This is a genomic window from Synechococcus sp. ATX 2A4, from assembly GCF_024346375.1.
Lineage (GTDB): Bacteria > Cyanobacteriota > Cyanobacteriia > PCC-6307 > Cyanobiaceae > MW101C3.
In genome coordinates this window covers 36342-60470 of the sequence record NZ_JAGQCV010000012.1, presented here as the reverse complement: position 1 = coordinate 60470, position 24129 = coordinate 36342, and the positions used below count along the sequence as shown (strand labels likewise).

Genomic DNA, 24129 nt, shown 5'->3' with positions numbered 1-24129 from the left:
GATCAATCAAGCCACCAGATCCTTCACGTCACCATAACAATCAAGCCACCACATCAATCAAGCCATCCGCACGACGTTCCACACCAGCCACCGACGCTCCCTCCACAAGCTGCGGGAGGCCGCACCGGCAGCCCAGTCTTTAGGTATGGACCTTTTCGAACGCCAGTGGAGCACCTACCGCCGCGTGGTCGACCACGACCTGATGGAGCACAAGGCGCTCTCGGCCGCCACCACTGCGGCGGTCGAAGGATGGCTGGCCCAGCGCCCGTCAGGCTTGCCGCTGCCCCGGATGGTGGATCTGGGCTGTGGCGATCTGGCCCTGGTGGGGCCGCTGCTGCGCCGGCTGCCGCTGGGGTCGTACCTCGGGCTTGATCTCGCTGCTCCCGTGCTGCCCCTGGCCGCCGCCCAGCTGCAGGGGGTGCCCTATCCCTGCACCTGGCGTGAGCAGGATCTGCTCTCCTGGGCGCTTGAGCCGGCCGGCGACGACCCGACCGCCAGCGCCACCGCACCGGTGGATCTGATCCACACCTCCTTCGCGGTGCACCACCTCACCACGCCGGAGAAGGCCCGGTTTCTGGCGGCTTGCCGCGGGCGGCTCACGCCCACCGGTCTCCTCCTCTGGGCCGATGTGTTCCGTGAACCGGGTGAAAGCCGCGAGGCCTATGTGGCCCGTTACGTGCAGCGCATCGCGGACGGCTGGCAGGCGCTCGCCGCCGAAGAACGGCAGCGGGTGATTGATCACCTCAGCCGCTTCGATCACCCTGCGGATGCGGCCGCGATCAAGTACACGGCAGAAGCCTGCGGCTGGCGATGGCAGTGGCTCTGGCGGGGCAGCCACCGCGCCGAAGCCCTGGCCCTGCTCACCCCCTGCTGACCACAGCGGCCGGTGGTCAGGTGGTCAGCCGTGCTCTTTCAGAAACTCCACGCTGCTCTGCAGTTCGTCGGCGAAGCGATCGATTTCTTCGAAGGTGGTGGTGAAGGCCAGGCTGGCGCGCGCCGTGGCCGACAAGCCGTAGTGGCGGTGCAGCGGCTGGGTGCAGTGGTGGCCGCTGCGGATGCAGATGCCACCGGCATCCAGCAGGGCCGAGAGGTCGTTGGCATGCAGGCCCTCCACCGTGAAGGCGGCCAGGGCGCCGCGATCGGGTTGCTGCTCCGGCGTGGGGCCGAGAACCTTGAGCCCCTCGATCGCCTGCAAGCGCTGGAATAGATGCCGGGTGAGCCCTTGCTCCCAGGCGTGGATGCGCTCGAGACCGATGGCATTGAGGTAATCGAGCGCGGCACCCATCCCCACCGCTTCACCGATCGCCGGTGTGCCGGCTTCAAACTTGTGGGGCAGCTCTGCCCAGGTGCTCACGTCAAGGCCCACGTCCTGGATCATCTCGCCGCCCCCCAGGAAGGGCGGCATCGCCTCCAGCAGCGCCTCGCGGGCCCAGAGGAAGCCCATGCCGGTGGGGCCACACAACTTGTGGGATGAGCCCACCAGGAAATCAGCCCCCAGCGCGGCCACGTTCACCGGCAGGTGCGGCAGGCTCTGGCAGGCGTCCACCAGCAGCAGCGCGCCGGCTTGGTGCGTGAGCTGGGCAATCGCCGCAATCGGATTGAGGCAACCGAGCGTGTTGCTGATCTGCACCACGCTCACCAGCCGCGTGCGCTCATTGAGCAGACGACTGAAATCCTCCATGTCGAGCTCACCGGTGTCGGTGAGGCCGGCGTGGCGCAGCACGGCGCCGGTGCGGGCCGCCAGCAGTTGCCAAGGCACCAGGTTGCTGTGGTGCTCCATCACCGTGAGCAGAATCTCGTCGCCCGGCCGCAGGAACGCATCCCCCCAGCTGCGGGCCACCAGATTGATCGCCTCGCTGGCATTGCGGGTGAACACGATCTCCCGGGGTGTGGCCGCGCCGATGAAGCGGGCGGTCTTGTCGCGGGCGCCTTCAAACGCATCGGTGGCACGGGCGCTCAGCTGATGGGCGCCGCGGTGCACGTTGGCGTTGTCGTGGGCGTAGTAGCCCTGCAATGCCTCCAGCACTTGCCGTGGCTTCTGGCTGGTGGCGGCGTAATCCAGATAAATGAGCGGCTGCCCCAGGCAGGCCTGCTGGGCCAGTAGTGGAAAGTCGGGCCGGGTGAGCGCCGCCAGGTTCTCGCCCGGGCCCGCGCCTGCCGCCCCAGGATCACCCCCAGAAGCCTCTTTGCCTGCAGCACCATTGAGCCCGGTGCCTGCAGCACCGTTGGCCTCCGTGGTGGCAGTGATCAGCGAGGGAACGGTGACGGGCATCGGGGTCAGGCCTCCGCGAGCAGACGCTTGAGGGGTTCCCACCCTGCCGCCGCCGCCGGCAGATCGCGTAGCACCTCCTGGCAGAACCCCCGCTTGAGCAGCCCCGCCGCCACGGCGGCACTGATGCCGCGGCTCTGCAGATAAAAGAGTTCGTTCTGCTGCAGGCGGGTCACGGTGGCGCCGTGGGCGCAGCGCACGTCGTCGGCCACGATCTCGAGCTCGGGTTTGGTGTCGATGCGGGCCTGGTTGGAGAGCAGCAGGTTGCGGCTCAGCTGGGCGGCATTGGTGCGCTGGGCCAGCCGCGGCACCTTGACCGCACCATTGAACACGCTGCGGCCATGGCCGTCGGCGATCGCCTTGTGGAGTTGCTCCAACTGCCCGTCGGGCCCTTCGAACACCACGCGGCTGTGGGTGTCCACCAGCTGGTGCTCCTCGGCCAGTTGAAGGGCCTTGAGGCTGGTGTGCGCACCGCCTTCGGCCTGGCTTACCCGCGGCTCAAAGCGCGATAGCGCCCAGCCGCGGCTGGCCCACACCGATTCCAGACGGCTCTCCAGCTCCTGCTCCACCGCCAGGTGGCCCAGGAAACAGGCCTCGCCCGCACCAAAGGCCAGCAGGCCATGGCGCAGGGTGGAGCCGCGCCCCAGCCGGGCCTCGCACACCAGGCTGCTCAGGCACGGGCCGTTGCCCAACTGCACTTGCAACACGTTCAGGCTCGCTTTTTCCTCAAGCAGCAGCAGCACCCGCACCGGGGTGAGGCGCTGCCCGATCTGGGTGGCGCCAGGCTCAGCCTCAGCTGCGCCGGAAACGTCCGCGCCAGCCACACTCACCAGCTCCAGGGTGGAAGCCACAGCACCGCTGACGCGCAGCGCCAGACAACGGCTGGCGGTGGCCTGGTTCAGTTCCACCGGCCAGTGGGCCTGGCAGCCGGTGGCCGCCAGGGTGTGGCCCAGGGCCAGCGGCCATTCGCCTTCGCCCAGCAACGACAGGCCGGCGGGCAGGGTCTGGCCGGCCAGAGGATCATTGCGGCCATCCAGCAGCAGTCTCACCGTGTCCGGCGCGGGGGGGGGCAAGGCGCTGGCAGCGGCAGGACTGTCAGTGCCGCCAGAGCTGCCGGCTGTGGGGGCGGTGCCGTCGAACACCGCCAGCAGGGGGACCAGGTCGGTGAAGCGCCAGTCTTCGTCGCGGCGGGAGGGCAGCGTCTGACGTGCCAAGGCCTCACGACCCCGCCATTGCACCGTTTCCAGCTCACCGGCCGGTGCTGGCAGCCCGTCAAGGAAGCGTTGGGTCCAGGGGGCGGTGGCCATGCCCTGGGCAAGGGCTGCGGCGTCGGTGTCGGAAAGGGAGGCCATCATCCGGCCACCTCGGCAACGCTGCGGGACTCGGACGCCAGTTCAGCGTCGACCCAGTCGTAACCGCGCTCTTCCAGTTCGAACGCCAACTCCTTGCCGCCGGTGCGCAGGATCCGCCCGGCCGCCATGACATGCACGTAATCGGGAATGATCACATCCAGGAGGCGCTGGTAATGGGTGATCAGCAGCGTGGCGTTCTCCGGAGTGGAGAGCTGATTCACGCCCGCGGCAACAATGCGCAGGGCGTCGATGTCGAGGCCGGAATCGGTTTCATCAAGGATCGCCACCGCCGGCTCCAGCAGCGCCATCTGCAGGATTTCATTGCGCTTCTTCTCACCGCCGGAGAAACCTTCGTTCACGCTGCGTTCCAGGAAGGCAGGATCCATCTTCACCACCTCCAGCCGCTCGCGCACCACATCTTCAAAAGCGAAGGTATCGAGTTCCTCTTTGCCCAGCTCGCTGCGGCGGGCGTTGGTGGACACCCGCAGGAACTCAAGATTGCTGACGCCGGGGATCTCCACGGGATACTGAAAACCGAGGAACAGACCGATGCGGGAGCGCTGTTCGGGCTCCAGATCGAGCAGGTCAGCGCCCCGATAACGCACGCTGCCACCGGTGACGGTGTAGGCGGGGTGGCCGGCCAACACCTTCGACAGGGTGCTCTTACCGCTGCCGTTGCGGCCCATTACCGCATGGATCTCGCCGGCGCGCACCGTGAGGTTCACGCCTTTGAGGATCGGCTGATCCTCCACGCGCGCGTGGAGATCAACGATTTCAAGCAGGAGATCGGCGTCAGGGCAAATCACGGGCAGGCGGGAAGGGGGAACTGGGGTGGGATGGGAAAGGGGGCCGCTGGGGAAGCGGTGCAATGCGCAGGCAGCGGCGCTCAGCCCACGGAGCCTTCGAGCTTCAGGGCCAGCAGTTTGTCGGCTTCGGCAGCGAATTCCATCGGCAGCTGATTGAACACATCGCGGCAGAAGCCACTCACCATCATCGACACCGCCGCTTCAAAGCCGATGCCGCGGCTCTGCAGATAGAACAGCTGATCGGCGGAGATGCGGCAGGTGCTCGCCTCATGCTCGATCGCGGCATCGGGCTGCTGGGAGCGGATGTAGGGATAGGTGTTGGCGGCGGCCTGATCGCCGATCAGCATCGAATCGCACTGGCTGTAGTTCTTTGCGCCAACGGCCTTGGGGCCGATTTGCACCAGCCCTCGGTAGCTGTTTGACGACTGGCCGGCGCTGATGCCCTTGCTCACGATCGTGGAGCGGCTGCGTGGGCCAAGGTGGATCATCTTGGTGCCGGTATCGGCCTGCTGGCGGTTGTTGGTGAGGGCCACGGAGTAGAACTCGCCCACCGAATCAGCCCCCTGCAGCACACAGCTGGGGTACTTCCAGGTGATTGCCGAGCCGGTTTCCACCTGGGTCCAGCTGATGTGGCTGCGATCGCCACGACACTGTCCCCGCTTGGTAACGAAGTTGTAAATGCCGCCCTTGCCGTTCTCATCACCGGCATACCAGTTCTGAACGGTGGAATATTTGATCGAGGCATCATCGAGAGCCACCAGTTCCACCACGGCGGCGTGCAGCTGGTTCGTATCGAACATCGGGGCGGTGCAGCCCTCCAGGTAGCTCACCGATGCCCCTTCCTCCGCCACGATCAAGGTGCGCTCGAACTGGCCGGTGTCGCCGGAGTTGATGCGGAAGTAGGTGGAGAGCTCCATGGGGCACTCCACCCCCTTCGGAATGAACACGAACGAGCCGTCGCTGAACACCGCCGAATTGAGTGCAGCAAAGAAGTTGTCGTTGCTGGGCACCACCGTGCCGAGGTAGCTGGCAATCAGTTCAGGATGGTCTTTGACCGCCTCACTGATCGAGCAGAAGATCACGCCGTGCTCGGCCAGCTTCTCCCGGTAGGTGGTGGCGATCGACACACTGTCGAACACCGCATCCACGGCAACATTGCTGAGCCGCTTCTGCTCACTCAGCGGAATGCCGAGCTTGTCGAAGGTTTCCAGCAGCTTGGGATCCACCTCATCGAGGCTGGCTTTCTTTTCCTGCTGCTTGGGCGCCGCGTAATAAATCAACTCCTGGTAATCGATCGGGGCATGACCCAGTGCAGCCCAGTCGGGTTCGGTCATGCGCAGCCACTGCCGGTAGGCCCGCAGGCGGAAATCGAGCAGAAAAGTGGGTTCGCTCTTCTTGGCCGAGATCAGCCGCACCACGTCCTCGCTGAGGCCCTTGGCGATCTTTTCGGTTTCGATGTCGGTGACGAAGCCGTACTTGTACGGCTGGCTGACCAGATCACCAACGGTGGGCGCTGTGGACATGACGGAGGCCTCCTCAGCCGGCTGTATGGGAAAGAATCTCTTCGGTGCTGATCGTCTGCTGGTCGCCGCGGAAAGGGTTGTCTTCGGTGAGGAAGAGCATGCAGTGGCATTCCTTGCGTTCCCGCATCGGCACGCAGGGGCAGTTCCAGAACGCCTGCGACACTTCCGCCTGCTTGTCTTCGTAGTGGCGGCAGGGGCAGAGCGCACCGCCCAGCTGGTCTTTGTGGCGGGCGAGCCCTTCAAGCACCACGGCGGTCACGCCGGGATCGCTGCAGAAGTAAGTGCCGGTGCGCTGGGCGTAGGTTTCGGCAAACTTCCGGATCATCTCCAGGCTTTCGCTGGTGGGGGCGGAGGGGGCGGAAACGGATTCGGGCATGGGCTCGGCGGAAAAGCGGGCGGAAGGCTGGGGGCAGGCCTGAAGCGGAGATCGCGGCAAGGGTTTCGCGTGGCCGGCCCTCCATCCCAGAAGGAGAAGAGACCCGGTGGCCAGGGGCGATCTGCCAGAGGCGATCTTCTGAGGGAAGGAGCTGCGCGAATTACGAAACCAGGAAGTTTCGTTAATCACCTGAGCCTAGGACAGCGAGACCGCCGGCTGGTGATCTGCGCACATCAAGGATCCGCCTCCCCCAGTCGCCATCCGGGCGTGGCAAGGTGTCAAGAAGGTTGCGTCTCGCCAGACCGACCTGCTCCTCCATGCCTTCCATCACCCAGGCCCCCACCCGCGAGGCAGTGCTCACTCTGCTGATGCGTCTCGGTGAGGCCACAGCGGCCCAGCTCGCCGACGCGCTCTCGGTATCGGTGCAGGCGATGCGACGCCACCTGCGCAGCCTTGAAGACGAAGGCGTGCTGGAAGCCAGCCCCACTCCTGAAGGGCCGGGTCGCCCCAGCAACCACTGGCGCCTCACCCGCCAGGGCCACGACAGCTTTCCAGACAGCGGCGAGGCTTTCGCCATCGGCCTGCTGCAATCAATGGCGGCGAGCATGCCCCGCGATGCGATCCAGACCCTGCTGCGCCAGCAGGCCATCGCCAAGGCCAGCGTCGATCGCCGCCTGATCGGCGAGGGCAGCCTCTGCGAGCGGGTGCAGCGCCTGGTGGAACTGCGGCGCCGGGAGGGCTACATGAGTGAATGCCGGCGCGATGGCGACGGGCCCTCCTGGTGCATGAGCGAATTCCACTGTTCCGTCTCCCGCATCGCCGACCAGTTCCCGCTGATCTGCGACCAGGAGCTCCAACAGATCCGCCACACCTTCCCCGATTGCACTGTGGAGCGTGTCCACTGGCGACTGGAAGGCGGCCATTCCTGTGGCTTCCTGCTCACCCCGCGCCCGCCTGAAGGCCTCACCGGCAGGAGCGATCCGCCCCCCGGTGATGGCTGAGGCAGGTCCCCTCAGTCACGACGATCTGGCCCTGCTCGACGCCACCCTGCTGCCCGCGCTTGAACGCCACCACCTGCGGCTGCTGGCCCACAGCCTGCGCAGCCTCCAGGAGATCGTCGGCCGCCGCGATGGGGCCCTGCCCAGCCAGCAGGAACGGGAGCACTGGGTGGACCAACAACCAGTGGTGGCAGGTGATCCCGGCTTTCGTCAGGCATTCCTGATGGAGCTCGATCGGGCCGCCTGCCAGCTCGACGCCCTTGCCGCGGCCCTGGGCCGGTCGCCCCTGGCGCTGCAACTGGGCGATCTGATCACCTGGGTCGACGGCCTGGCCCGCGCCCGCGTCAGCGGGTCATCGCCGCTGCCAGGCTCCCCAGCGCCCCCGTCACCAGGCTGACCCCGGCCAGGGCGAGCACGGCGGCCACCAGACCCCGCCAACCGGGCCGGTCGCCCTCCAGCCCCGCCAACGGCAGCGCCATCACCGGCGCCGTGGCCAGCAGCGCCACCGCCAGCCCGCCCGGCAGCTGCTGCAGAGCCGTCTGCTGCAGCACGATGCCGGCGCTGGTGCCCAGCAGCGTGGCCAGCAGCACCAGCGGCCAGCGCCGCCAGCCCAGCCGGGGCCGTCGGCCAGGGGGAGGCAAGCGCCACAGCAGCGGCAACATCACCACTGCCGCGGCCGCGAGGCGCAGGGTGGCCGATTCCAGTGGCGTCAGGGCCGAGGCCCGCAGAGCAGCACGGGCCAGCAGGGCGCCGGTACTGCCACACAGCAGCGCCGCCAGGGCCAGGGCCAGGCCAAGCCGATCGCGTTGTGGGCCCACCAGGGTGGCGGGTGCCTGGCGCGCCACCAGCAGCACCGACAGGCAGATCAACCCCACCCCCAGCCACTGGACCGCTGTGGGCACCTCGGCCAGGAACACCACCCCGCCGAGCATCGCCACGGCCGGGCCGCCGGCATCGAGGGTGAGGGTGCGGCGGGTGCCGAGACGGCGCAGGGCCGCCAGATAAAGGCTGTCGCCCAGGGAAATCCCCACCACCCCGCTCAGCACCAGCAACGCCAGCGGCAGGGGCGCCACCCGCCAGGGGCTCAGCAGCACGAGCGGCAGCAGCGTCGCCACCGCCAGCAAATTCTTCACCAGGTTGAGCTGGGCGGCGCTCAGCGAGGTGGGCAGCTGCCGCCAGAGGCTGCTGGAGACCGTCCAGCAGAAGGCAGCAGCGAGGGCGGCCAGAACTCCCGTGATGGCCACCGGCGGCAGTCAAGGTGGACGGATTGCGATCATCGCTGTAGCCGTCCTCCCGCTGTGACCGTTCCGATTGCCGATGCCATCAGCTTTTTCAGGCTGAGTTGCGGGCGCTGGCGTTCCCAGCGCACCAGCCATCACCTGCTGCATCGCCGCGCCGAAGGGGGCGGCTCGCTGATTCAGGTGGTGGAGGTGAGCGCCGACGATCCGCGGCTGGTGGCGATCGCCGAGCTGCACGGCGAGGAGCCCGGCGCCCTCGTGGGGGGCTGCCAGGTGCGCTGGAGCGGCTCAATGGACTGGGACAAGGCCGGCGAGGAGCACCAGGGGGAATCGGTGTTCGGCCTGATCCCCACCGATGCCCACGGCCGCGAGGGCCTGCTGCTGCGCGACCGCGGCTATGCCGAAACCGCCCCGGTGGCTGGCCGGTTCTGCATGGATGAGCGCGATGGCCTGTTGCTCACCACCGCCTACGAAACGATGAGCTCCCTGGAGCGGTTCTGGTTCCCAAGCCCGGACCTGCGCCTGCGTACCAGCACGGTGGAGGGGCTCTCGAACACGGCGTCGTTCTGCATGGAAACGCGCTGCCGCGATGACGAGACCGCGGGCAACGAGGCCGCTGGGGGCGAAGCGGCGCCGGCGGGGGCAGGGGGTGACGCAAGGCTCGGGGAGGCTGAAACCGCCCGTGAAAGCAGGGTGCTCTCCGTCTTTGGCTGGTGAGCCGCCAGTGTCGCAAACGTTACGGACTGTGAGCCCTGCCCCCTCCCAGACGGGGTCCGCCGGGGCTCACTTCTACGATCCACAGCGACGGATGACGATGCTCGTGTGGCAATTCCGCTTCTGAAGTACGCGCCCATCACCCAGAACTCCCGGGTGAAGGCCTTCCGCGTGGGTTCCGACGAGGACCCGAAGGCCGTAGCCCTCGACAAGGCGATCGACCGCGAAGACCAGAACTTCGTGATTGAGTCGGCTTACCGACAGATCTTCTTCCACGCCTTCAAGGTTGACCGCGACACGATTCTCGAGTCGCAGCTTCGCGATGGACAGATCACTGTGCGTGATTTCATCCGCGCCCTTTGCCTCTCTGACACCTTCACCCGCAGCTTCTACAACCTCAACAACAACTACCGGGTGGCTCGCCACCTCGTGGAGAAGCTGCTGGGCCGCCAGGTGTATGGCAAGGCCGAGGAAATCGCCTGGTCCGCCGTCATCATGACCAAAGGCGTGGCCGGTGCTGTCGACAAGATTCTCGACAGCGACGAATACCTCGAGAACTTTGGCTACGACACGGTTCCCTATCACCGGAACCGGGTGGTGGGCTCTCGCGAAGTGGGCGAAACCCCCTTCAACATCACCACCCCCCGTTACGACGCCTATCACCGGGGCATCCTGGGCTTCCCCCAGATCATCTACACGGGTACCAAGCGCTCTCTGCCCGAACGGGCTCGCCAGCGCCGTGGTGGTTATCCCGAGGATTACCTCCCCTGGGTGCGCACCCTGCCGGCTCTGCGCACGGGTGCTGCATCTTCCAGCAACGCCGGCATGGATTACCTCTCCAAGGTTCCTTACCGCAGCATCGGGCGTTGAACAAACCGGCGGGAACCTTGGTTCCCGCCTCCTGGTTCCAAGAACAGCGAACGGCGGTCCCCCGCCGTTTTTTTATGCCCAGCACCGCTGGGCGGACACAGAGGCCGTCAGAGCTTGCTGACGCAGCGGCGGCGAACCCCGTCAAAAACGGGGATCTACCCCCAGACTGATCCCAAACAAAAGCTGGAGATCAGGTGACCCAGGCCCTCAATGCCCTCGCTCGTATGACGCTCAGGCAGCTCCGCCAGATCGCCAGTGATCTGGGTGTGAGCCTGTACAGCCGCAAATCCAAAGACGAACTGGTGACGGAAATCACCACGCGCCAGCCTTCGGCTCAGGCCTCGAGCGTTGGCCTCAGTGAGGCCGCTGCGCCCAGTGGTGCCAGCAGCGAACCCGCCGCTTCCCCTGCCACCCTTGCGGATCTCGAAGCCAGCTTCGAGCCGGCTCCCCGTCCCAGCGCCTTGACCCGGGTGGTTTTCCTGCCACGCGATCCCCAATGGGCCTACGTCTTCTGGGAGATCGCCGAAGCAGATCGGCGTCAAGCCCTCAATGTGGGCGCCAGTCAGCTCTGCCTGCGCGTTGCCGACGTGACCGGGCTAAGCGAGGGCGCTGCCCATCCCCACACGCTGCAGGAAGTTCCTGTCGACAGCCATGCCTCGGAGTGGTACCTACCGGTGCCGCTGAGCGACCGTGACTACAGGCTTGAACTTGGCTACCGCAAGATCGGCGGCGGCTGGATCTCGCTGGCCTTCTCCTCAGTGGCCCGCGTGCCTGCTCTCCATCCGAGCGAGCAGATCCTCGATCAGTTCGTGCCCTTTTCCCTCGATGTGGCGCCTGCCCCCGGCACCCTGCCAGCCCCCGCCGACTACGCCGACAACGGCCTGCACGAACGGCTTTACCAAACCGCCACCGTGCGCTGGAAGCATTTCGGTCGCGGTTCGGAAGCGTTCCACGAAGTGGAAGATTCCGGCGCCGATCACCAGCGTCGCTCCCTCAGCGACTCGGGCGTGGGTGTCTGGGCGAGCGGACGCAATGAATCCGGTGTGGGTGGCGTGGCCCCGCGCCAGCGCTCCTTCTGGCTGGTGGCCGATGCCGAACTGATCGTCTACGGCGCCACTGATCCATCCGCCCAGCTCATGATCGGATCCGAAGTGGTGCCGCTCTCCGCCGAAGGCACCTTCCGGGTGCAGGTGCCTTTCCGCGATGGCCAGCAGCTCTATCCCATCCAGGCCGTTGCCGCCGATGGCGAGCAGAAGCGCAACATCACCCTTCAGTTCGAGCGGTTCACCCCCGAGGACAACAGCAACCCGGCCAGCCAGGCCGTATCAGAATGGTTCTGAGCCCACAGCCCACTGAGGAGTCGACCACCCACACCTCCGGTGAAGATCATCGCGGGGCACTCAAGGCCTTCGTGGCCTTCACCCCCTTGGTGGGGGCAGTGGTGCTGCCTCTTGTCGTGCCCGTGCTGATGGTCCGCGTCGGGGTCAGCACCGGCGTCGGGGTGGCTGTGGCCGCCAGTTGCGTGTGGTTCGTGGCGATGCTCCGCACCGCTGAAATGCCAGGCCACCATTGATCCCAGCCAGTTCCTGGTGATCACGGGCTTGGGCTGATCAGCGGCTGGTCATCTGCTGATCAGCAACTGGCCTGACGGCCTTGATGCTCCAGAGTTTGATTCTGTGGGTCCGTCGTGATCCCCTGCCAGCTGTCTGCAGTGATCCGGCAGGAGTTGTCCGGTGATCGCTCCAAACCATTTTGGTTTGTACCGAGCGGCGAGGAGGTGGGAATTCTGAGCTGAGCTCACGCAACCCACTCGCACAAGTGCCCGTTCCCGTTTGCGCCCGATTGCCGTACGAGTCCTGGGTAGCGGCACCTGGCCCGCCGTCTTCGAGAAAGAGACCAAGACCGGCGCCGGGCTCATGGCTCTCCCTGCTCGCCCTGGCCGGGGTGGCGCTCAGCCTGGCCGGCTGCGGAGCCGCGGCACGCATCACCGGCCAAGCCCCCGCCGATCTGCCCTTGCCTGCGGGGATTGAGGTGGCGTTCAACCACAGAAAGGATCGCCAGTACCGCAGCCCGATCAGCGGGCTGATGCGCAATGGCGACAATCTCGAGCAGTTGCTACTGGACACAATCGCGCGCGCCGAACGGGAGATCCTCGTGGCGGTGCAGGAGCTCAGCCTGCCGGAGGTGTCCCGGGCGCTGGTGGCAAAACACCGGGCCGGGGTGAGCGTGAAGGTGGTGCTGGAGAACAACTACAGCCGGCCGTGGAGCGAGGAGCACCTGGTGGATCTCGACAGCCGCCAGCGCAGCCGCCACTTCACGCTGAAAGCATTGGCAGACAGCAACCGTGACGGTGTGCTCACCCTGGAGGAAAAACAACAGGGGGATGCGGTGGCCATCCTGCGGCGCGGTGGTGTCCCACAGATCGACGACACAGCCGACGGCAGCGCCGGCAGCGGACTGATGCATCACAAGTTTCTGGTGGTGGATGGCCGCTGGGTGGTGACCGGATCGGCGAATTTCACACCGTCCTGTATTCATGGTGATCTCGACAATGTGCGCACCCGCGGCAACGCCAACCATCTGCTGCGGATCGACAGCCGCCCATTGGCTGCGGTGTTTGCCAAGGAGTTTGCCCACCTCTGGGGTGATGGCCCCGGCGGACAGCCCGACAGCCGCTTCGGGATCCATAAAGAGAACGGAAAGCTGCAAAAAGTGACGGTGGGCGACACCACGGTGGAGGTGATGTTCGCTCCCCACCGAATCCGGGACCCTCGCAACGGCCTGGCTCTGATCGAAACACAACTGGCCCAGGCGAAAAAGCGACTCGATCTCAACCTGTTCGTGTTCTCAGCCCAGAACCTGTCTAACCGCATCGCTCTGCTGCACCAGCAAGGGGTGCAGATTCGGGTGTTGGTGGATGCGGGCTTTGCCTACCGCTCATTTTCAGAAGTGCTTGATCTGCTGGGAATTGCCATGCCCGATCACCGTTGCAAGCTGGAAGCCGGCAATGCGCCACTGGCACAGCCGCTTGCAGGGGTGGGTGCCCCGCGCCTGTCATCGGGGGACAAATTACACCACAAAGTGGCCGTGATTGACGATCGCACCGTGATCACCGGCTCCTTCAATTGGAGCCTGGCGGCTGCCCATACAAATGACGAAACCCTTCTGATCCTCCGCTCGCCAGTGCTGGCCGCCCACTTCAATCGCGAAATGGACCGGCTGTGGCAAGGAGCGGAACTGGGGCTGACGCCGCGACTGCAGCGCAGATTACAAAGAAGCAGGCAACTCTGCGGTCAGGGTGAACAACGGCAATGAACTCAGCAAGAAGTTGACGGTGCAGAGGCTCGGCTCCTGCTTTGTCGACGAACGGATGACGGCCTGCATCGGATGAAGAAGCAACGTGTTTTCTGCAGCATCTTCAACCGGCAAGCTGCCTAACCAGGCGGTTGGAGAGGCCATCAACATACTCAGCGCTGGCCGGTGCGAATCCCACCTTTTCCATCACCATGCAGCAATTGAGATCTCCTTGGCTGGCATGCAGGCACCGAAGCAAAGCGATCATTTGAGCAGACTCAATATTGAGCTCGGAAGGCATGGCAGCGGCCTTTACATTGCACAGAAATCTTGCCGTAACATTCATATCCAAGGCTACCGACTTAGCTCGCCCGGCACCGGCGAGCTTCAACCCAGAAAGAATCAGGATCAAATATTCTAGTTCAGCAAAGGGATCAGAGTTTCGGTCGTCAGCCAAGGCCGTGAGCCGGGACACAGCCGCTTGAGCGGCACGGCGCGCACTGGGCGGCAGCATATCTGCGACAACCTGAAAATAAGCCCCCACAGGATCAGGCACGCCGTCCATACTACGCTCCACAACCTTAAATCCAAGATTCCGCCACATTTCACATTCTCGAAACTTATATTTTTCGATCCTAGAATAGAACAAAGGTGCTGCAAATGCGAAATCCGGGCGCAAGCCCAAGGAAATGTCTCTGAGCCTATTTTTAAGATCAGAATAAGCAAGTTGCGGGAGATCGCGAAGCGTAAGTAGAATCACGATCTCCCGAAAGTGCGTGGATAGCCGAGAGATCAGATCCCTAACCAGGTTCCTGTCATGATTTAAGAGCTCGGTGAACACTTCCGAACTAAGCACGCAAAGCCAATAAGGCGCCTGATCAAGCTCTTCAGCGAGCAGGGAGAGGTAATGGTCAATAGAGCATGATCTTTCGCGCGGAAGGAAAGGATGGCCAGGGAAATAGCACCCTGGCAAGAGTGCATGCTGCGATCCCGGGGCTTTTGCAGAGCGTGGGTAAAGACAGCCACAACTGGCCAACACCGCATCATGGCGCTGCAGGAAACCCTGGAAAGAGGTTGTGGCAGTTTTGTGGAGACCCACGTGCAGCAATAGGGAAGTCACTGCGCCAGTAGAAGCACAAGACGAAGCGGAGAGCAAACCAGAAAAACCAGCATTGTGGCAAGCATGAACACGAACAGACAATCAGGCCGCCAACCAAGCGACCGCACATCCAGGCCAGGAGTGAAGCCCCAGATACTGAGAAGAGAGCAATTCAGCGCGGACAGGCTTCCTACTTCGTGACACGCTTCCAAGGATGTGGATCGATTGAACACAAGATACCACAGCAACCTCAAGGATTATCTAACTTCGTCATACTGCAAGGCGGGTCATGGGCGCTCAAATATCGCCAAGTCTTTCCGCCATATTAGTGCACTTTGTCGGCTGACATCGAACGCTTGGCCAACGAACCTGGCGCACCCACGCCTACCCAAAGATTGGGGATCATGTTCAGGTGGGCCAATGAGCTGGGCTCGCCAGCACCGCCCGCCATCCGCTGGCTTTGCGCTGCCCTCCATTCGCCGGGCCTCGTAACCCTGCAGTGTCATCATTCCGGCCCTACCGGCTATCCCCTGGCTGCATCTTCTTTTGTCCATCCCTTCCTCCTCCCCAGCGGGCCCCGTTGGTCGTGCTGTCGTGATCGTGGGCGCCGGCCCCGCTGGTGCCTCCCTTGGCCTGCTGCTGGCAGAGCGGGGCGTGCGGGTCGCGCTGGTGGAGGCGAGCCGCCGCTTCGATCGCCAGTTCCGCGGCCAAGGCCTGATGCCCTGCGGGCTGGAGGCACTCACCCAGATGGGTCTGGAGCCCCTGTTGGCCGACCTGCCCCAGCGGCCGCTGGCGGGGTGGTCCTTCTCCGTCAATGGCCGCGAACTATTTGATGCCGCTGAGCCGCTGGGCAGCGCCAGACCCTGCACACTCCTGCCACAGCCGGCCCTGCTGGCGGCCCTGGTGCAGCGGGCCCGCCAGCAGCACACCTTCGCCTGGATGCCGGGGGAAACCGTTCAGGGCCTTGTGCATCAGCAAGAAGGGCGCATCGCTGGGGTACGACTCAGCGGCAATCGGGTGCTGGCCGCCGATCTGGTGATCGCCTGCGATGGCCGCGCCTCGGGACTGCGGCGCGCGGCCGGCCTGCCGATCGTCAGCGCCCCTAGCCCGATCGACGTGCTCTGGTTTCAGCTGCCTGCCCATCCGCGCTGCAGCGCCGACAACCGCTTCATGGTGTTGCTCGGCCCCGGCGGCGGCTGCAGCCTCTTTCCAGCCGCAGAAGGCGGAGAGCTCCAGCTGGGCTGGCTGGTGGGGCCCGGCGAACGGATCACCCGCTCCCCGCAGGAGTGGGCCGAGGCCTTCGCCGCCCTGGCGCCCGCCTGGCTGGCCGCACACTTCCGGGGCCATGCCACGCGGATCCGCGGTCCGGAGACGCTTTCCGTGCAGGTGGGTTGCTGCCCGCGCTGGCAGCAGCCCGGCCTGCTGCTGCTGGGTGATGCCGCCCACCCGATGAACCCGGTGCGGGCGCAGGGCATCAACATGGCGCTGCGCGACGCGATCGTGGCCGCCAACTGGCTTGTGCCGCTGCTGCAGCAGGGCGCCGGCCCACAGGCCGTCGATGCGGTGCTGCCCCGGATCCAGCAGGAGCGGCAGGCGGAGATCCAGTGGGCGCAGCGGGCCCAGCAGGCCGAGGCAGCCCAGGGCGATCTGCTGCGGCGGCGGCCGGAGCTGCGCGCCCTGCTCGCGCCGCTGGCGCCCCTGGCCGGGCCGCTGGTGAAGGCGCTGTGGGTTCGGCGGCAAAGGCTTCTGCGCGATGGCTTCCTGCCGGTGCGGCTGCGCGTGTGAACACGGCAGCACAACAGGTTCGAGGCTGCTGCGGTCATGATGCGGGGGCTGCCTTGCCCGCGCTTCATGTCCCGGCACCGCCTCCGCCCCTGGCGCTCCGCCATCGCCCCTGCGGGATCGTATTGGTCTGGGCTGGTGAGCGCCGGCTCTTTACTGGGCGCCTGGCTCGTGGCCGGCGCCTTGACGGGAGTTGGACCCGTGGCCGCTGCCAGGCCCAAACCGCCGGCGTTCCCCACCGCGGCGGAGTTGCGCACGATTCAGCTGGCCACCTTCGCCTGCTCGCGCGAGAACGGCGCCGAAGCCTGCAGCCTCGCCCGCAGCCTCGCAGATCCGCTGATGGACAACCCCTTGCTTCCTTCCTTCTGCAAGGACACCGTGTGGAGCATCGTGCAGCAGGCCGAGCCTGCCGCCACAAACAGCTTCCGGCGCCGCGACGACCTCGACCGGGCCGGCGAGCTACTGCTCAGGCGCTGCCAGCAACCCTCAGCAGCCACCACCAGGAAGCAGGAGGCCGCCCCCCGCCGGCCACCCGCCGCTGGGGGCGGTACCGGCAGCAGCCGGCCGCCCGGAGCCGGGGGCTCCTGAGCGGCGTCAGTCCCAGTCGTAGCTGACGCGAGTGCCCGGCATCCGTTCGCTCAGCTCAGCGAACACGGTGGCCAGAATCTCCGGGCCGCAGTCGGGATGGGCCCGCACTTCTTTCACCAGCCGCTTCACATCGGATTCGGAGAGGCCACGGTATTTGATCACTTCGTCCACCTTGGCCCGGAAGAGATCCAGCAGTGCGTGTTGCTCGGCGGTCAGGGGCTGGCCGTTGCTGCGTTCGATGTCCATCGACGTTCAAGGTTGGGTGGGAGAGCTTGGAGGCACCGCAGCCAACGCCAGCAACTGGCGCGCTGTGGTTTCCATGAATGTCACCGACCAGCCGGTGGTGACCACCACGCGTTCAGCGAATTCACAGAGGGGCGAGCCAGCCTCGGCGCCCGCACAACTGGCGGAGAGGCCCAGCAGCGCATTGGTGAGCTTGCCGCGCAGGCAATGCTCCGTGCCCGACTGATCGAGCACCGCCTGGGCGGCTTTCTTGGTGCGGTCGATCGCCTGGGCGTGCGCCGGCGAGGGAACAGCCACGGAAACACCGCCACGGGCGGGCAGGGAAGGATCTCCCACCACAGCGATGGCGGCTGTGGCCAGCAGGGCTGGCCACAGGGCAGATCGGCCCCAAAGACGAAGCCGGACGGGAGTGGACGGTGTCACGCGCACGAACCTGCAAAGCAAGGGGGTGTCCCTGCGCACGCTACTGAGGTTGCCCGGATCTGCCCCTCTGGAAGCAGGGTTACGTTGGACCCCCACACAGTTGGCCCGATGACGAGCAGCGCTTCCGCAGGCTCCATTGCCCCCTGCCGCGTAACGCTGGCCAGCCCGTTTTCCGATCAGAAACCGGGTACCTCCGGACTGCGCAAAAGCACCAGGCAGTTCGAGCAGCCCCACTACCTGGAAAGCTTCGTGGAAGCGGTGTTCCGGGTGCTGCCGGGCGTGGAGGGCGGCACCTTGATCCTCGGGGGTGATGGCCGCTACGGCAACCGCCATGCCATCGACGTGATCTGCCGCATGGGCGCCGCCCACGGCCTGGCCCGGCTGATCACCACCACCGACGGCATTCTCTCGACCCCCGCCGCTTCCCACCTGATCCGCAAACACGCGGCGGTTGGCGGCGTCATCCTTTCTGCCAGCCATAACTCCGGTGGGCCTGACGGCGATTTCGGCGTGAAGGTGAACGGTGCGAACGGTGGCCCCGCGCCGGAATCGATCACCGATGCCATCTACGCCGCCACCTTGACCCTCGACGGCTATCGGATCGTGGCGGGCAGCCCCCTGCCTCTGGAGGCGCCCGGCACCCACCACATCGGCGGGTTGCAGGTGGAGGTGATCGACGGGGTCGACGACTACCTGACGCTGCTGCAGGGCCTGTTCGACTTCGACGCGATCGCGGACCTGCTGGCGGGTGATTTCCCGGTGGCCTTCGATGCCATGCATGCCGTCACGGGCCCCTACGCCCGCCGCTTGTTTGAAGGGCTGCTCGGGGCGCCAGCGGGCACGGTGCGCAACGCCATCCCGCTGGAGGATTTCGGCGGCGGCCACCCCGATCCCAACCTCACCTACGCCCATGAGCTGGCGGATCTGCTGCTCGGTGGCGACTCCTACAGCTTCGGCGCCGCCTGCGACGGCGATGGCGACCGCAACATGATCCTGGGCCGCCGCTGTTTCGTGAACCCCAGTGACAGCCTGGCGGTGCTCACCGCCAATGCGGCGATGGCACCGGGCTATGCCGGTGGCCTGGCCGGTGTGGCCCGCTCCATGCCCACCAGCGCCGCGGTGGATGTGGTGGCCGCCGAGCTGGGGCTCCCCTGCTACGAAACACCCACGGGCTGGAAGTTCTTCGGCAACCTGCTCGATGCCGGCCGGATCACCCTCTGCGGCGAGGAAAGTTTCGGCACCGGCAGCAACCACATCCGCGAAAAAGACGGGCTGTGGGCGGTGCTGTTCTGGCTGCAGATCCTGGCCAAACGCCGCTGCTCGGTGGCCGAGGTGATGGCCAGCCACTGGGCCCGTTTCGGTCGCCACTACTACTCCCGCCACGATTACGAAGCCATCGCCAGCGACCGCGCCCATGGCCTCTACGACCGCCTTCACGGCCTGCTGCCCACCTTGAAGGGCACCGGCTTTGCCGGCCGCGCGATCGCCACCGCCGACGACTTCAGCTACGACGATCCCGTGGATCAATCGACGACGCTGGGGCAGGGCCTGCGGCTCTTGCTCGACGACGGCAGCCGGGTGGTGTTCCGCCTCTCCGGTACCGGCACCCAGGGCGCCACCCTGCGCCTTTATCTGGAGAGCTTCGTGCCCTCCGGCGGCAATCTGGCCCAGGATCCCCAGGCGGCCCTCGCCGATCTGATCAGCGCCGCCGATGGCCTGGCCGAGATCCGCAGCCGCACCGGCATGGACCGGCCAACGGTGATCACCTGATCCGCTGATTCCCTCCTTCCATGCGCAGGGCGGGCCGGGGGGGCAGCTCTCGCGGTCGGCCCTCAGAAGTCGTCTTCAGGTTCACCCAGCGGCGCACCGGGCTGGCCGCGGCGGGTGAGGCTGATCTGCCTCAGGGTTTCGCCCCATGCACCGCAGAAGCCCGCCATGCCGATCAGCAGAGCCCAGAAGCGGGGATGGATCGTCGGCAGCAACTCACCAGGAGTGCGTGACACCTGGTGCGCCAGCAGCAGCAGCACCAACATAGCGAGAGCATAGAGAAATCCGGCCAGCACGATGCGGCGTCGGTCCACCCGCAACTGGCGGAGCGGCCGGTAGCCAGGAGGGCGGGGCAGTGGCATCTCAGCCGGTGGGTCCTGCCGGCAACACCGGCTCGGTGGCCTGGCTGGCCGGGAACCAGGAAGCTTCCAACTGCTTCATCAGCACATAGAAGGACGGCACCACAAACAGGCTGAGCGCGGTGGCCACCAGCAGCCCGCCGAAGATCACCGCCCCCAGCGACTGCTGGCTGAGCGCGCCGGCGCCGCTGGCCACCAGCAGGGGGAAGAAGCCGGCCAGCGCCGCCATCGCCGTCATCAGGATCGGGCGCAGGCGGGAGCAGGCGGCCGCCATGGCCGCATCGGTGGCGCTCATCCCCTGCTCCATGCGCTGGTTGGCCAGATCCACGATCAGGATGCCGTTCTTGGCGGCCAGGCCGATCAACGTCACCAGTCCCACCTGGGCGTACACGTTGTTCACCTGGCCGCGCAACACCAGGAACAGCAGCGCGCCAAGCATGGCCAGGGGCACCGTCATCAGGATGATCAGCGGATCGATGTAGCTGCCGTACTGCGCCGAAAGCACCAAGTACACCACAACGATCCCAAGAGCGAACACCAGGATCGCCAGGGCTCCGGCCTGTACCTCTGATCGGGTCAGCGCCGACCAGGCCGAACCGATGTTGGAGAAGTTGAGCCGACGGAACACCGCCGCGATCGTGTCGATCGCCTGGCCGCTGCTCTTGCCGGCGGCCTCCACCCCCTGAATCAGTACCGTGCGATAGAGATCAAAGTGGCTGATGATCGGCGGGGCGCTGTCGAGGCGGGCCTTCACCACGTTGGAGAGCGGCACCAGCGCACCGGAGCGGTTGCTCACATAGAGATTGTTGAGGTCCTGGATCATGGTGCGGTGGCTGGCATCGGCCTGCACGTACACCTGGCGGTATTGCTGCTGCTCGTAGGTCTGGTTGACAAAGCTGCCGCCGGTGAGGGTGCCGAGGGTCTCCATGGCGGCGCTGTAGTCAATGTCGAGCGAGGCCATACGGTCGCGATCCACGTCGAGGCGCCACACCGGCGCATCGCTGACGAACTGGGTGTAGAGGTTGCCGAAGGTGCCGGTTCCCCTGGCCTTGGCGATCAGTTCCTTGGCCAGACCTGCCAGTTCGGTGGGGCTGTAGCCGCCGTTGCTGAGGTCGTTGAACTGGAAGGAGAGCCCGCCCTGGGCGCCGAAGCCCGGCACGGCCGCTGGTGCCTGGGCGAGCACAATCGCGCCGGGGATCTTGGCAAAGGCCTCGTTCATTCGCCCGATGATGGCGTTGGCCGATTGCTGCGGGCTGGTGCGTTCCTCAATCGGCTTGAAGCCAAAGAAGAAGATGCCCTGATTGAGCGAGCCGCCGTTGAATCCGGCCCCACCCACCAGCTCCCCGGACACCACATCAGGCTCCTTGGCGATGATTTTGCGGGCCTCATCCGCCACCACCATGGTGGCCTCGATCGACGACTGGGCGGGCAATTGAATGATGCCCAGGCCATAGCCCTGGTCTTCCGTGGGCACAAAGCCGGTGGGAATGAGCACGAAGGCGGCACCGGTGACCAACACCCCACCCAGCAACGCCACCAGCACCAGCCGCCGGAGACGGATCACTTGCTGAAGCAGGGCGGCATAGCCGCGGGCCACCTGCTCGAACAGCTTGTTGAAGGCCGTGAAGATGGGCATCAAGAAGGAGCCCACCACCGCACCCACCAGGCCAAGCACCACGGCCAGCAGCCAGCCACCGGCCAAGGTGCCGTACAGCGCACCCAAGCCACCGCCGATCGCCGTCCAGCGCCAACCCCTGGGTTCGGTCTTGCCGCCACCGAGCAACAGCGCCGATTGCAGCGGCTTGCCGGTGATCGCATTGAAGGTGGAGACAATAATGGAGAACACGATCGTGAGCGCGAACTGCCGGTAGATCACGCCGGTGGCACCCGGGAAAAAGGCCACAGGAACGAACACCGCCAGGAGCACCAGGGCGGTGGCCAGGATGGCGCCCGTGAGCTCTTTCATGGCATTTGAGGCCGCCACGAATGGTGAGTCGCCGGCTTCAATGCGCGCCGACACGGCCTCCACCACGACGATCGCGTCATCCACCACCAAGCCAGTGGCCAGGATGATGCCTAAAAGCGTGAGTTCGTTGATCGAAAAACCGAACGCTTTCACAAACACCATCGCACCCAGTAGGGCGATCGGCAGTGCGAGGGCTGGCACAGCTGTGGCCTTCCAATCCTGCAGGAACAGGAAGATGATCAGCAGCACCAGCACCACCGCATCGCGCAGGGCATCGAGAGCCCCTTCAATCGAGGCATTGATGAAGTCGGTCTGGTCGAACACCTTCTCCAGCACCACGCCTGGTGGCAGCGAATTGCGGAACTGGGTGAGCACCTCATCCACCGCTTTGGCCGTGGTGATCGCATTGCTGCCGGGCAGCTGGATCACGCCAAAACCCACAGATGGATAGCCGCTGATGGCATTAATGGCAGACTGATTGAAGCTCTGGAAGGCATATTCAGCGCGGCCCACATCCCCCAGCCGGATCAGGCCGCCATCGGGGCCTTTCGATAGAATGAGCTTCTCGAATTCTCCAACCGTTTCAAGGTTGCCGTTCACCAGGATCGGGAAGGTGGAGCGGTTGGTGGGCAGCGATGGCGGGCCACCAACGCTGCCGGCGATCACCACCACGTTCTGGGATTTCAGCGCGTTCACCACGTCGGTGACGGAAAGATTGAAACGGGCCAGCCGCAGTGGATCCACCCACAGGCGAAAGGCGGGATCACTGGCTCCAAAAATGTTCACCTGGCCAACGCCATCCGCGCGCGTCAGCGGATACACAAGATTGAGCTGCAGCAGCCCGTTAAGGAATGGGCCGTCGAACTGGCCCTGGGTGGATGTCAGGTTGTAAACCAGCAAATAGCTGCCGGAGGTCTGCTGAACGGTCACACCCTGGGCATTGACCTGGGGAGGCAATTGTGGTGTGGCGGTCTGAACGCGGTTCAGCACGTTCACCTGATCGATGTCTGCGTTCGTGCCCGGCTTGAAATAGACGTTGATCTGGCTGCTGCCTTCACCGGTGCTGGTGGAGGTGATGTAATCCATCCCCGGGGCGCCGTTGATCTGCTCCTCAAGGGGGCCCGTCACGGCGCTTTCCACCGTGAGCGCATCGGCCCCGGGCAGGCTGGCATTCACCTGAATTGTGGGCGGAGCGATGTCCGGCAGGTTCTCAATCGGCAGCAAGGGCAGGCTGATCACGCCTGCCAGCAGGATGAGCACACTGCATACCGTGCTGAGCACGGGGCGGCGGATGAAGGTGTCCGAAAGGCTCATCGACGGGCCGCCGGGGGTGCGGAAGCGGGCGCCGCTGCAGCGGCGGCGCGCACGGCCAGGCCACTGCGCAGCTGGGCCAGGTTGCCCAGGATCACCGAATCGGTGTTCTGCAGGCCCGAGGCCACCGGGAACATCCCGCCTTGCAGCGTGCCGAGGGTGACGGGCACCTGCACCGCCACCAGCGCCCCGGCCGGCGGCGGTGGCTCAATCGGCCGGCCCAGCAGCTGCCGCGCCTGCTCGGGGCTCACAGCCAGGAACACAAACGTTTTGCCGGCCTGCAGTAGCACCGCCTGCTCGGGAATGGACAGCGCACTGCCCTGCGAGAAGATCAACCTGGCGTTCACCCGCTGGCTGTTGCGCAGCACCCCATCGTCGTTGGCGAACGTGGCCTTCACCAGCAGGGTCTGGCGCTCCTTGTCGAGCGAAGGGGCCACGAAACTCACCGACCCGCGGGCGGTGAGCTCGGGGCGATCAGGAGCGCTGAGCACCACTGGCATCCCCACCTTCACGCGGGCAGCGTCGGTTCCCGGCACATCGAGGCGCACCCACAGGCGCGAGTTGTCGACCACGCTGGTGACGACACCGCCAGCGCGCACCACATCCCCGAGCTTGGCATTGATGCTGCCCACCTGACCGGTGATCGGAGCGGTGACGTTCTTGTAGCCCAGGGTGGCTTCAGAAGATTCAAGCCGGTCGCGGCTCTGCACAGCCTGGGTGACATAGGAATCGCGATCCTTGGTGGAAACGGCGCCCTGCTCGTTGAGAAAGATGTAACGCTCGGCGTTCACGAGGTCCTTGCGGGCTTCGGCGCGATCGGCATTGGTGCTGGCCTCCTGCTGGACCTGGTCGAGCCGGAAGAGCAACTCGCCCTGCCGCACCGATTGGCCCTCCTGCATCGGCATCGCCACGATGCGGCCATCAATCTCAGGAGCAAGCTTCACCTCGCGGATGGCCTCAAGCGTGCTCTGGTAGTCAGCCGAATCACTGAAGCTGGAAGAACGCGGGTTGACCAGCTTGACGGCCGCTGGAGGCTGCTCAGGAAGCTTGGCCGGGGCACAGCCAACGAGAGCAACCAACGTCAGAAGAGAGGATGCCGCCAGAACGGTGATGGGTGGCCGCAACTGCCTGGTCATGCGTTCGTTCCAGGC

Annotated in this window: 23 protein-coding genes; 11 read left to right on the top strand and 12 right to left on the bottom strand. The window is 65.5% G+C overall.

The genetic code is table 11. From position 1 onward, the window contains the following. The first annotated feature begins 145 nt into the window (after positions 1 to 145). Entirely contained in the window at positions 146 to 874 is a 729-nt protein-coding gene (locus tag KBY97_RS11865) for a trans-aconitate 2-methyltransferase (RefSeq protein ID WP_255147226.1), read from the top strand. 24 nt (positions 875 to 898) lie between these two features. Here the strand turns inward: KBY97_RS11865 and KBY97_RS11860 are convergent, their stop codons facing one another. From KBY97_RS11860 to KBY97_RS11840, 5 genes are all read right to left on the bottom strand, one after another. Continuing rightward, complete coding sequence (locus KBY97_RS11860; RefSeq protein WP_255147224.1) at positions 899 to 2272, bottom strand: SufS family cysteine desulfurase; 1374 nt, start codon at positions 2270 to 2272, stop codon at positions 899 to 901. 5 nt (positions 2273 to 2277) lie between these two features. Beyond that, complete coding sequence (locus KBY97_RS11855; RefSeq protein WP_255147222.1) at positions 2278 to 3624, bottom strand: SufD family Fe-S cluster assembly protein; 1347 nt, start codon at positions 3622 to 3624, stop codon at positions 2278 to 2280. Continuing rightward, positions 3621 to 4427 (bottom strand): Fe-S cluster assembly ATPase SufC, encoded by an 807-nt coding sequence (gene sufC, locus KBY97_RS11850; protein ID WP_255147220.1) that lies wholly within the window; start codon positions 4425 to 4427, stop codon positions 3621 to 3623. Before sufC ends, KBY97_RS11855 begins: the two co-directional genes overlap by 4 nt. An 80-nt stretch (positions 4428 to 4507) precedes the next feature. Continuing rightward, positions 4508 to 5950 carry a Fe-S cluster assembly protein SufB gene (gene sufB, locus KBY97_RS11845; RefSeq protein ID WP_255147218.1) on the bottom strand — a complete coding sequence of 481 codons (1443 nt, stop codon included), beginning with the start codon at positions 5948 to 5950 and terminating at the stop codon, positions 4508 to 4510. A gap of 13 nt (positions 5951 to 5963) precedes the next feature. After that, positions 5964 to 6326 carry a ferredoxin-thioredoxin reductase catalytic domain-containing protein gene (locus tag KBY97_RS11840; protein WP_255147217.1) on the bottom strand — a complete coding sequence of 121 codons (363 nt, stop codon included), beginning with the start codon at positions 6324 to 6326 and terminating at the stop codon, positions 5964 to 5966. A gap of 317 nt (positions 6327 to 6643) precedes the next feature. Here KBY97_RS11840 and sufR point away from each other — a divergent pair, with 317 nt between their 5' ends. Both sufR and KBY97_RS11830 read left to right on the top strand, forming a co-directional pair. Continuing rightward, a complete protein-coding gene (sufR, locus tag KBY97_RS11835) occupies positions 6644 to 7327 on the top strand; it encodes an iron-sulfur cluster biosynthesis transcriptional regulator SufR (protein WP_255147216.1) in 684 nt (227 codons plus the stop codon). Further along, positions 7320 to 7721, top strand: a complete 402-nt coding sequence (locus KBY97_RS11830) for a hypothetical protein (RefSeq protein ID WP_255147214.1) — start codon at positions 7320 to 7322, stop codon at positions 7719 to 7721. Before sufR ends, KBY97_RS11830 begins: the two co-directional genes overlap by 8 nt. Here KBY97_RS11830 and KBY97_RS11825 read toward each other — a convergent pair. Continuing rightward, on the bottom strand, positions 7669 to 8568 hold the full coding sequence (locus tag KBY97_RS11825) for an EamA family transporter (protein ID WP_399217737.1): 900 nt from the start codon (positions 8566 to 8568) through the stop codon (positions 7669 to 7671). The genes KBY97_RS11830 and KBY97_RS11825 overlap by 53 nt on opposite strands. A 54-nt stretch (positions 8569 to 8622) precedes the next feature. Between KBY97_RS11825 and KBY97_RS11820 the strand changes: the two genes are divergently transcribed. The 5 genes from KBY97_RS11820 to KBY97_RS11800 all read left to right on the top strand — a co-directional run bounded on the left by KBY97_RS11820 (position 8623) and on the right by KBY97_RS11800 (position 13461). Next, positions 8623 to 9279 carry a phycobiliprotein lyase gene (locus KBY97_RS11820; RefSeq protein WP_255147212.1) on the top strand — a complete coding sequence of 219 codons (657 nt, stop codon included), beginning with the start codon at positions 8623 to 8625 and terminating at the stop codon, positions 9277 to 9279. Positions 9280 to 9384: 105 nt separating this feature from the next. Then, positions 9385 to 10146: a phycobilisome rod-core linker polypeptide gene (locus KBY97_RS11815; RefSeq protein ID WP_255147210.1), complete on the top strand. Its 762-nt coding sequence runs from the start codon at positions 9385 to 9387 to the stop codon at positions 10144 to 10146. A 224-nt stretch (positions 10147 to 10370) separates the two neighbouring features. Further along, positions 10371 to 11486 carry a DUF4912 domain-containing protein gene (locus KBY97_RS11810; protein ID WP_255147286.1) on the top strand — a complete coding sequence of 372 codons (1116 nt, stop codon included), beginning with the start codon at positions 10371 to 10373 and terminating at the stop codon, positions 11484 to 11486. Continuing rightward, the gene (locus tag KBY97_RS11805) at positions 11477 to 11719 is read left to right on the top strand and encodes a hypothetical protein (protein ID WP_255147209.1); all 243 of its coding nucleotides are present in this window, start codon (positions 11477 to 11479) and stop codon (positions 11717 to 11719) included. Before KBY97_RS11810 ends, KBY97_RS11805 begins: the two co-directional genes overlap by 10 nt. 371 nt (positions 11720 to 12090) lie before the next feature. Next, positions 12091 to 13461 carry a phospholipase D-like domain-containing protein gene (locus tag KBY97_RS11800; protein WP_315857166.1) on the top strand — a complete coding sequence of 457 codons (1371 nt, stop codon included), beginning with the start codon at positions 12091 to 12093 and terminating at the stop codon, positions 13459 to 13461. A 103-nt stretch (positions 13462 to 13564) separates the two neighbouring features. Here the strand turns inward: KBY97_RS11800 and KBY97_RS11795 are convergent, their stop codons facing one another. After that, positions 13565 to 14641 carry a hypothetical protein gene (locus KBY97_RS11795; RefSeq protein ID WP_255147207.1) on the bottom strand — a complete coding sequence of 359 codons (1077 nt, stop codon included), beginning with the start codon at positions 14639 to 14641 and terminating at the stop codon, positions 13565 to 13567. 492 nt (positions 14642 to 15133) lie between these two features. Between KBY97_RS11795 and KBY97_RS11790 the strand changes: the two genes are divergently transcribed. Together KBY97_RS11790 and KBY97_RS11785 are read left to right on the top strand one after the other, a co-directional pair. Then, complete coding sequence (locus KBY97_RS11790) at positions 15134 to 16324, top strand: FAD-dependent monooxygenase (protein ID WP_255147206.1); 1191 nt, start codon at positions 15134 to 15136, stop codon at positions 16322 to 16324. 66 nt (positions 16325 to 16390) lie between these two features. After that, positions 16391 to 16909, top strand: a complete 519-nt coding sequence (locus KBY97_RS11785) for a hypothetical protein (protein ID WP_255147204.1) — start codon at positions 16391 to 16393, stop codon at positions 16907 to 16909. Positions 16910 to 16915: 6 nt separating this feature from the next. On the opposite strand, the gene KBY97_RS11780 is transcribed toward KBY97_RS11785, so the two are convergent. Together KBY97_RS11780 and KBY97_RS11775 are read right to left on the bottom strand one after the other, a co-directional pair. Beyond that, on the bottom strand, positions 16916 to 17155 hold the full coding sequence (locus KBY97_RS11780; protein WP_255147202.1) for a hypothetical protein: 240 nt from the start codon (positions 17153 to 17155) through the stop codon (positions 16916 to 16918). A gap of 6 nt (positions 17156 to 17161) precedes the next feature. Then, positions 17162 to 17449: a hypothetical protein gene (locus KBY97_RS11775; protein ID WP_255147200.1), complete on the bottom strand. Its 288-nt coding sequence runs from the start codon at positions 17447 to 17449 to the stop codon at positions 17162 to 17164. A gap of 234 nt (positions 17450 to 17683) precedes the next feature. On the opposite strand from KBY97_RS11775, the gene KBY97_RS11770 reads away from it, so the two are divergent. After that, positions 17684 to 19345 carry an alpha-D-glucose phosphate-specific phosphoglucomutase gene (locus KBY97_RS11770; protein WP_255147198.1) on the top strand — a complete coding sequence of 554 codons (1662 nt, stop codon included), beginning with the start codon at positions 17684 to 17686 and terminating at the stop codon, positions 19343 to 19345. A gap of 62 nt (positions 19346 to 19407) precedes the next feature. On the opposite strand, the gene KBY97_RS11765 is transcribed toward KBY97_RS11770, so the two are convergent. Genes KBY97_RS11765 through KBY97_RS11755 form a run of 3 tightly spaced genes read right to left on the bottom strand, consistent with a single transcriptional unit; the run spans position 19408 to position 24057 of the window. Next, complete coding sequence (locus KBY97_RS11765) at positions 19408 to 19704, bottom strand: hypothetical protein (protein ID WP_255147196.1); 297 nt, start codon at positions 19702 to 19704, stop codon at positions 19408 to 19410. A 1-nt stretch (position 19705) separates the two neighbouring features. After that, complete coding sequence (locus tag KBY97_RS11760) at positions 19706 to 22981, bottom strand: efflux RND transporter permease subunit (protein ID WP_255147195.1); 3276 nt, start codon at positions 22979 to 22981, stop codon at positions 19706 to 19708. After that, complete coding sequence (locus tag KBY97_RS11755; protein ID WP_255147194.1) at positions 22978 to 24057, bottom strand: efflux RND transporter periplasmic adaptor subunit; 1080 nt, start codon at positions 24055 to 24057, stop codon at positions 22978 to 22980. Before KBY97_RS11755 ends, KBY97_RS11760 begins: the two co-directional genes overlap by 4 nt. Between the last annotated feature and the right edge of the window lie 72 nt (positions 24058 to 24129).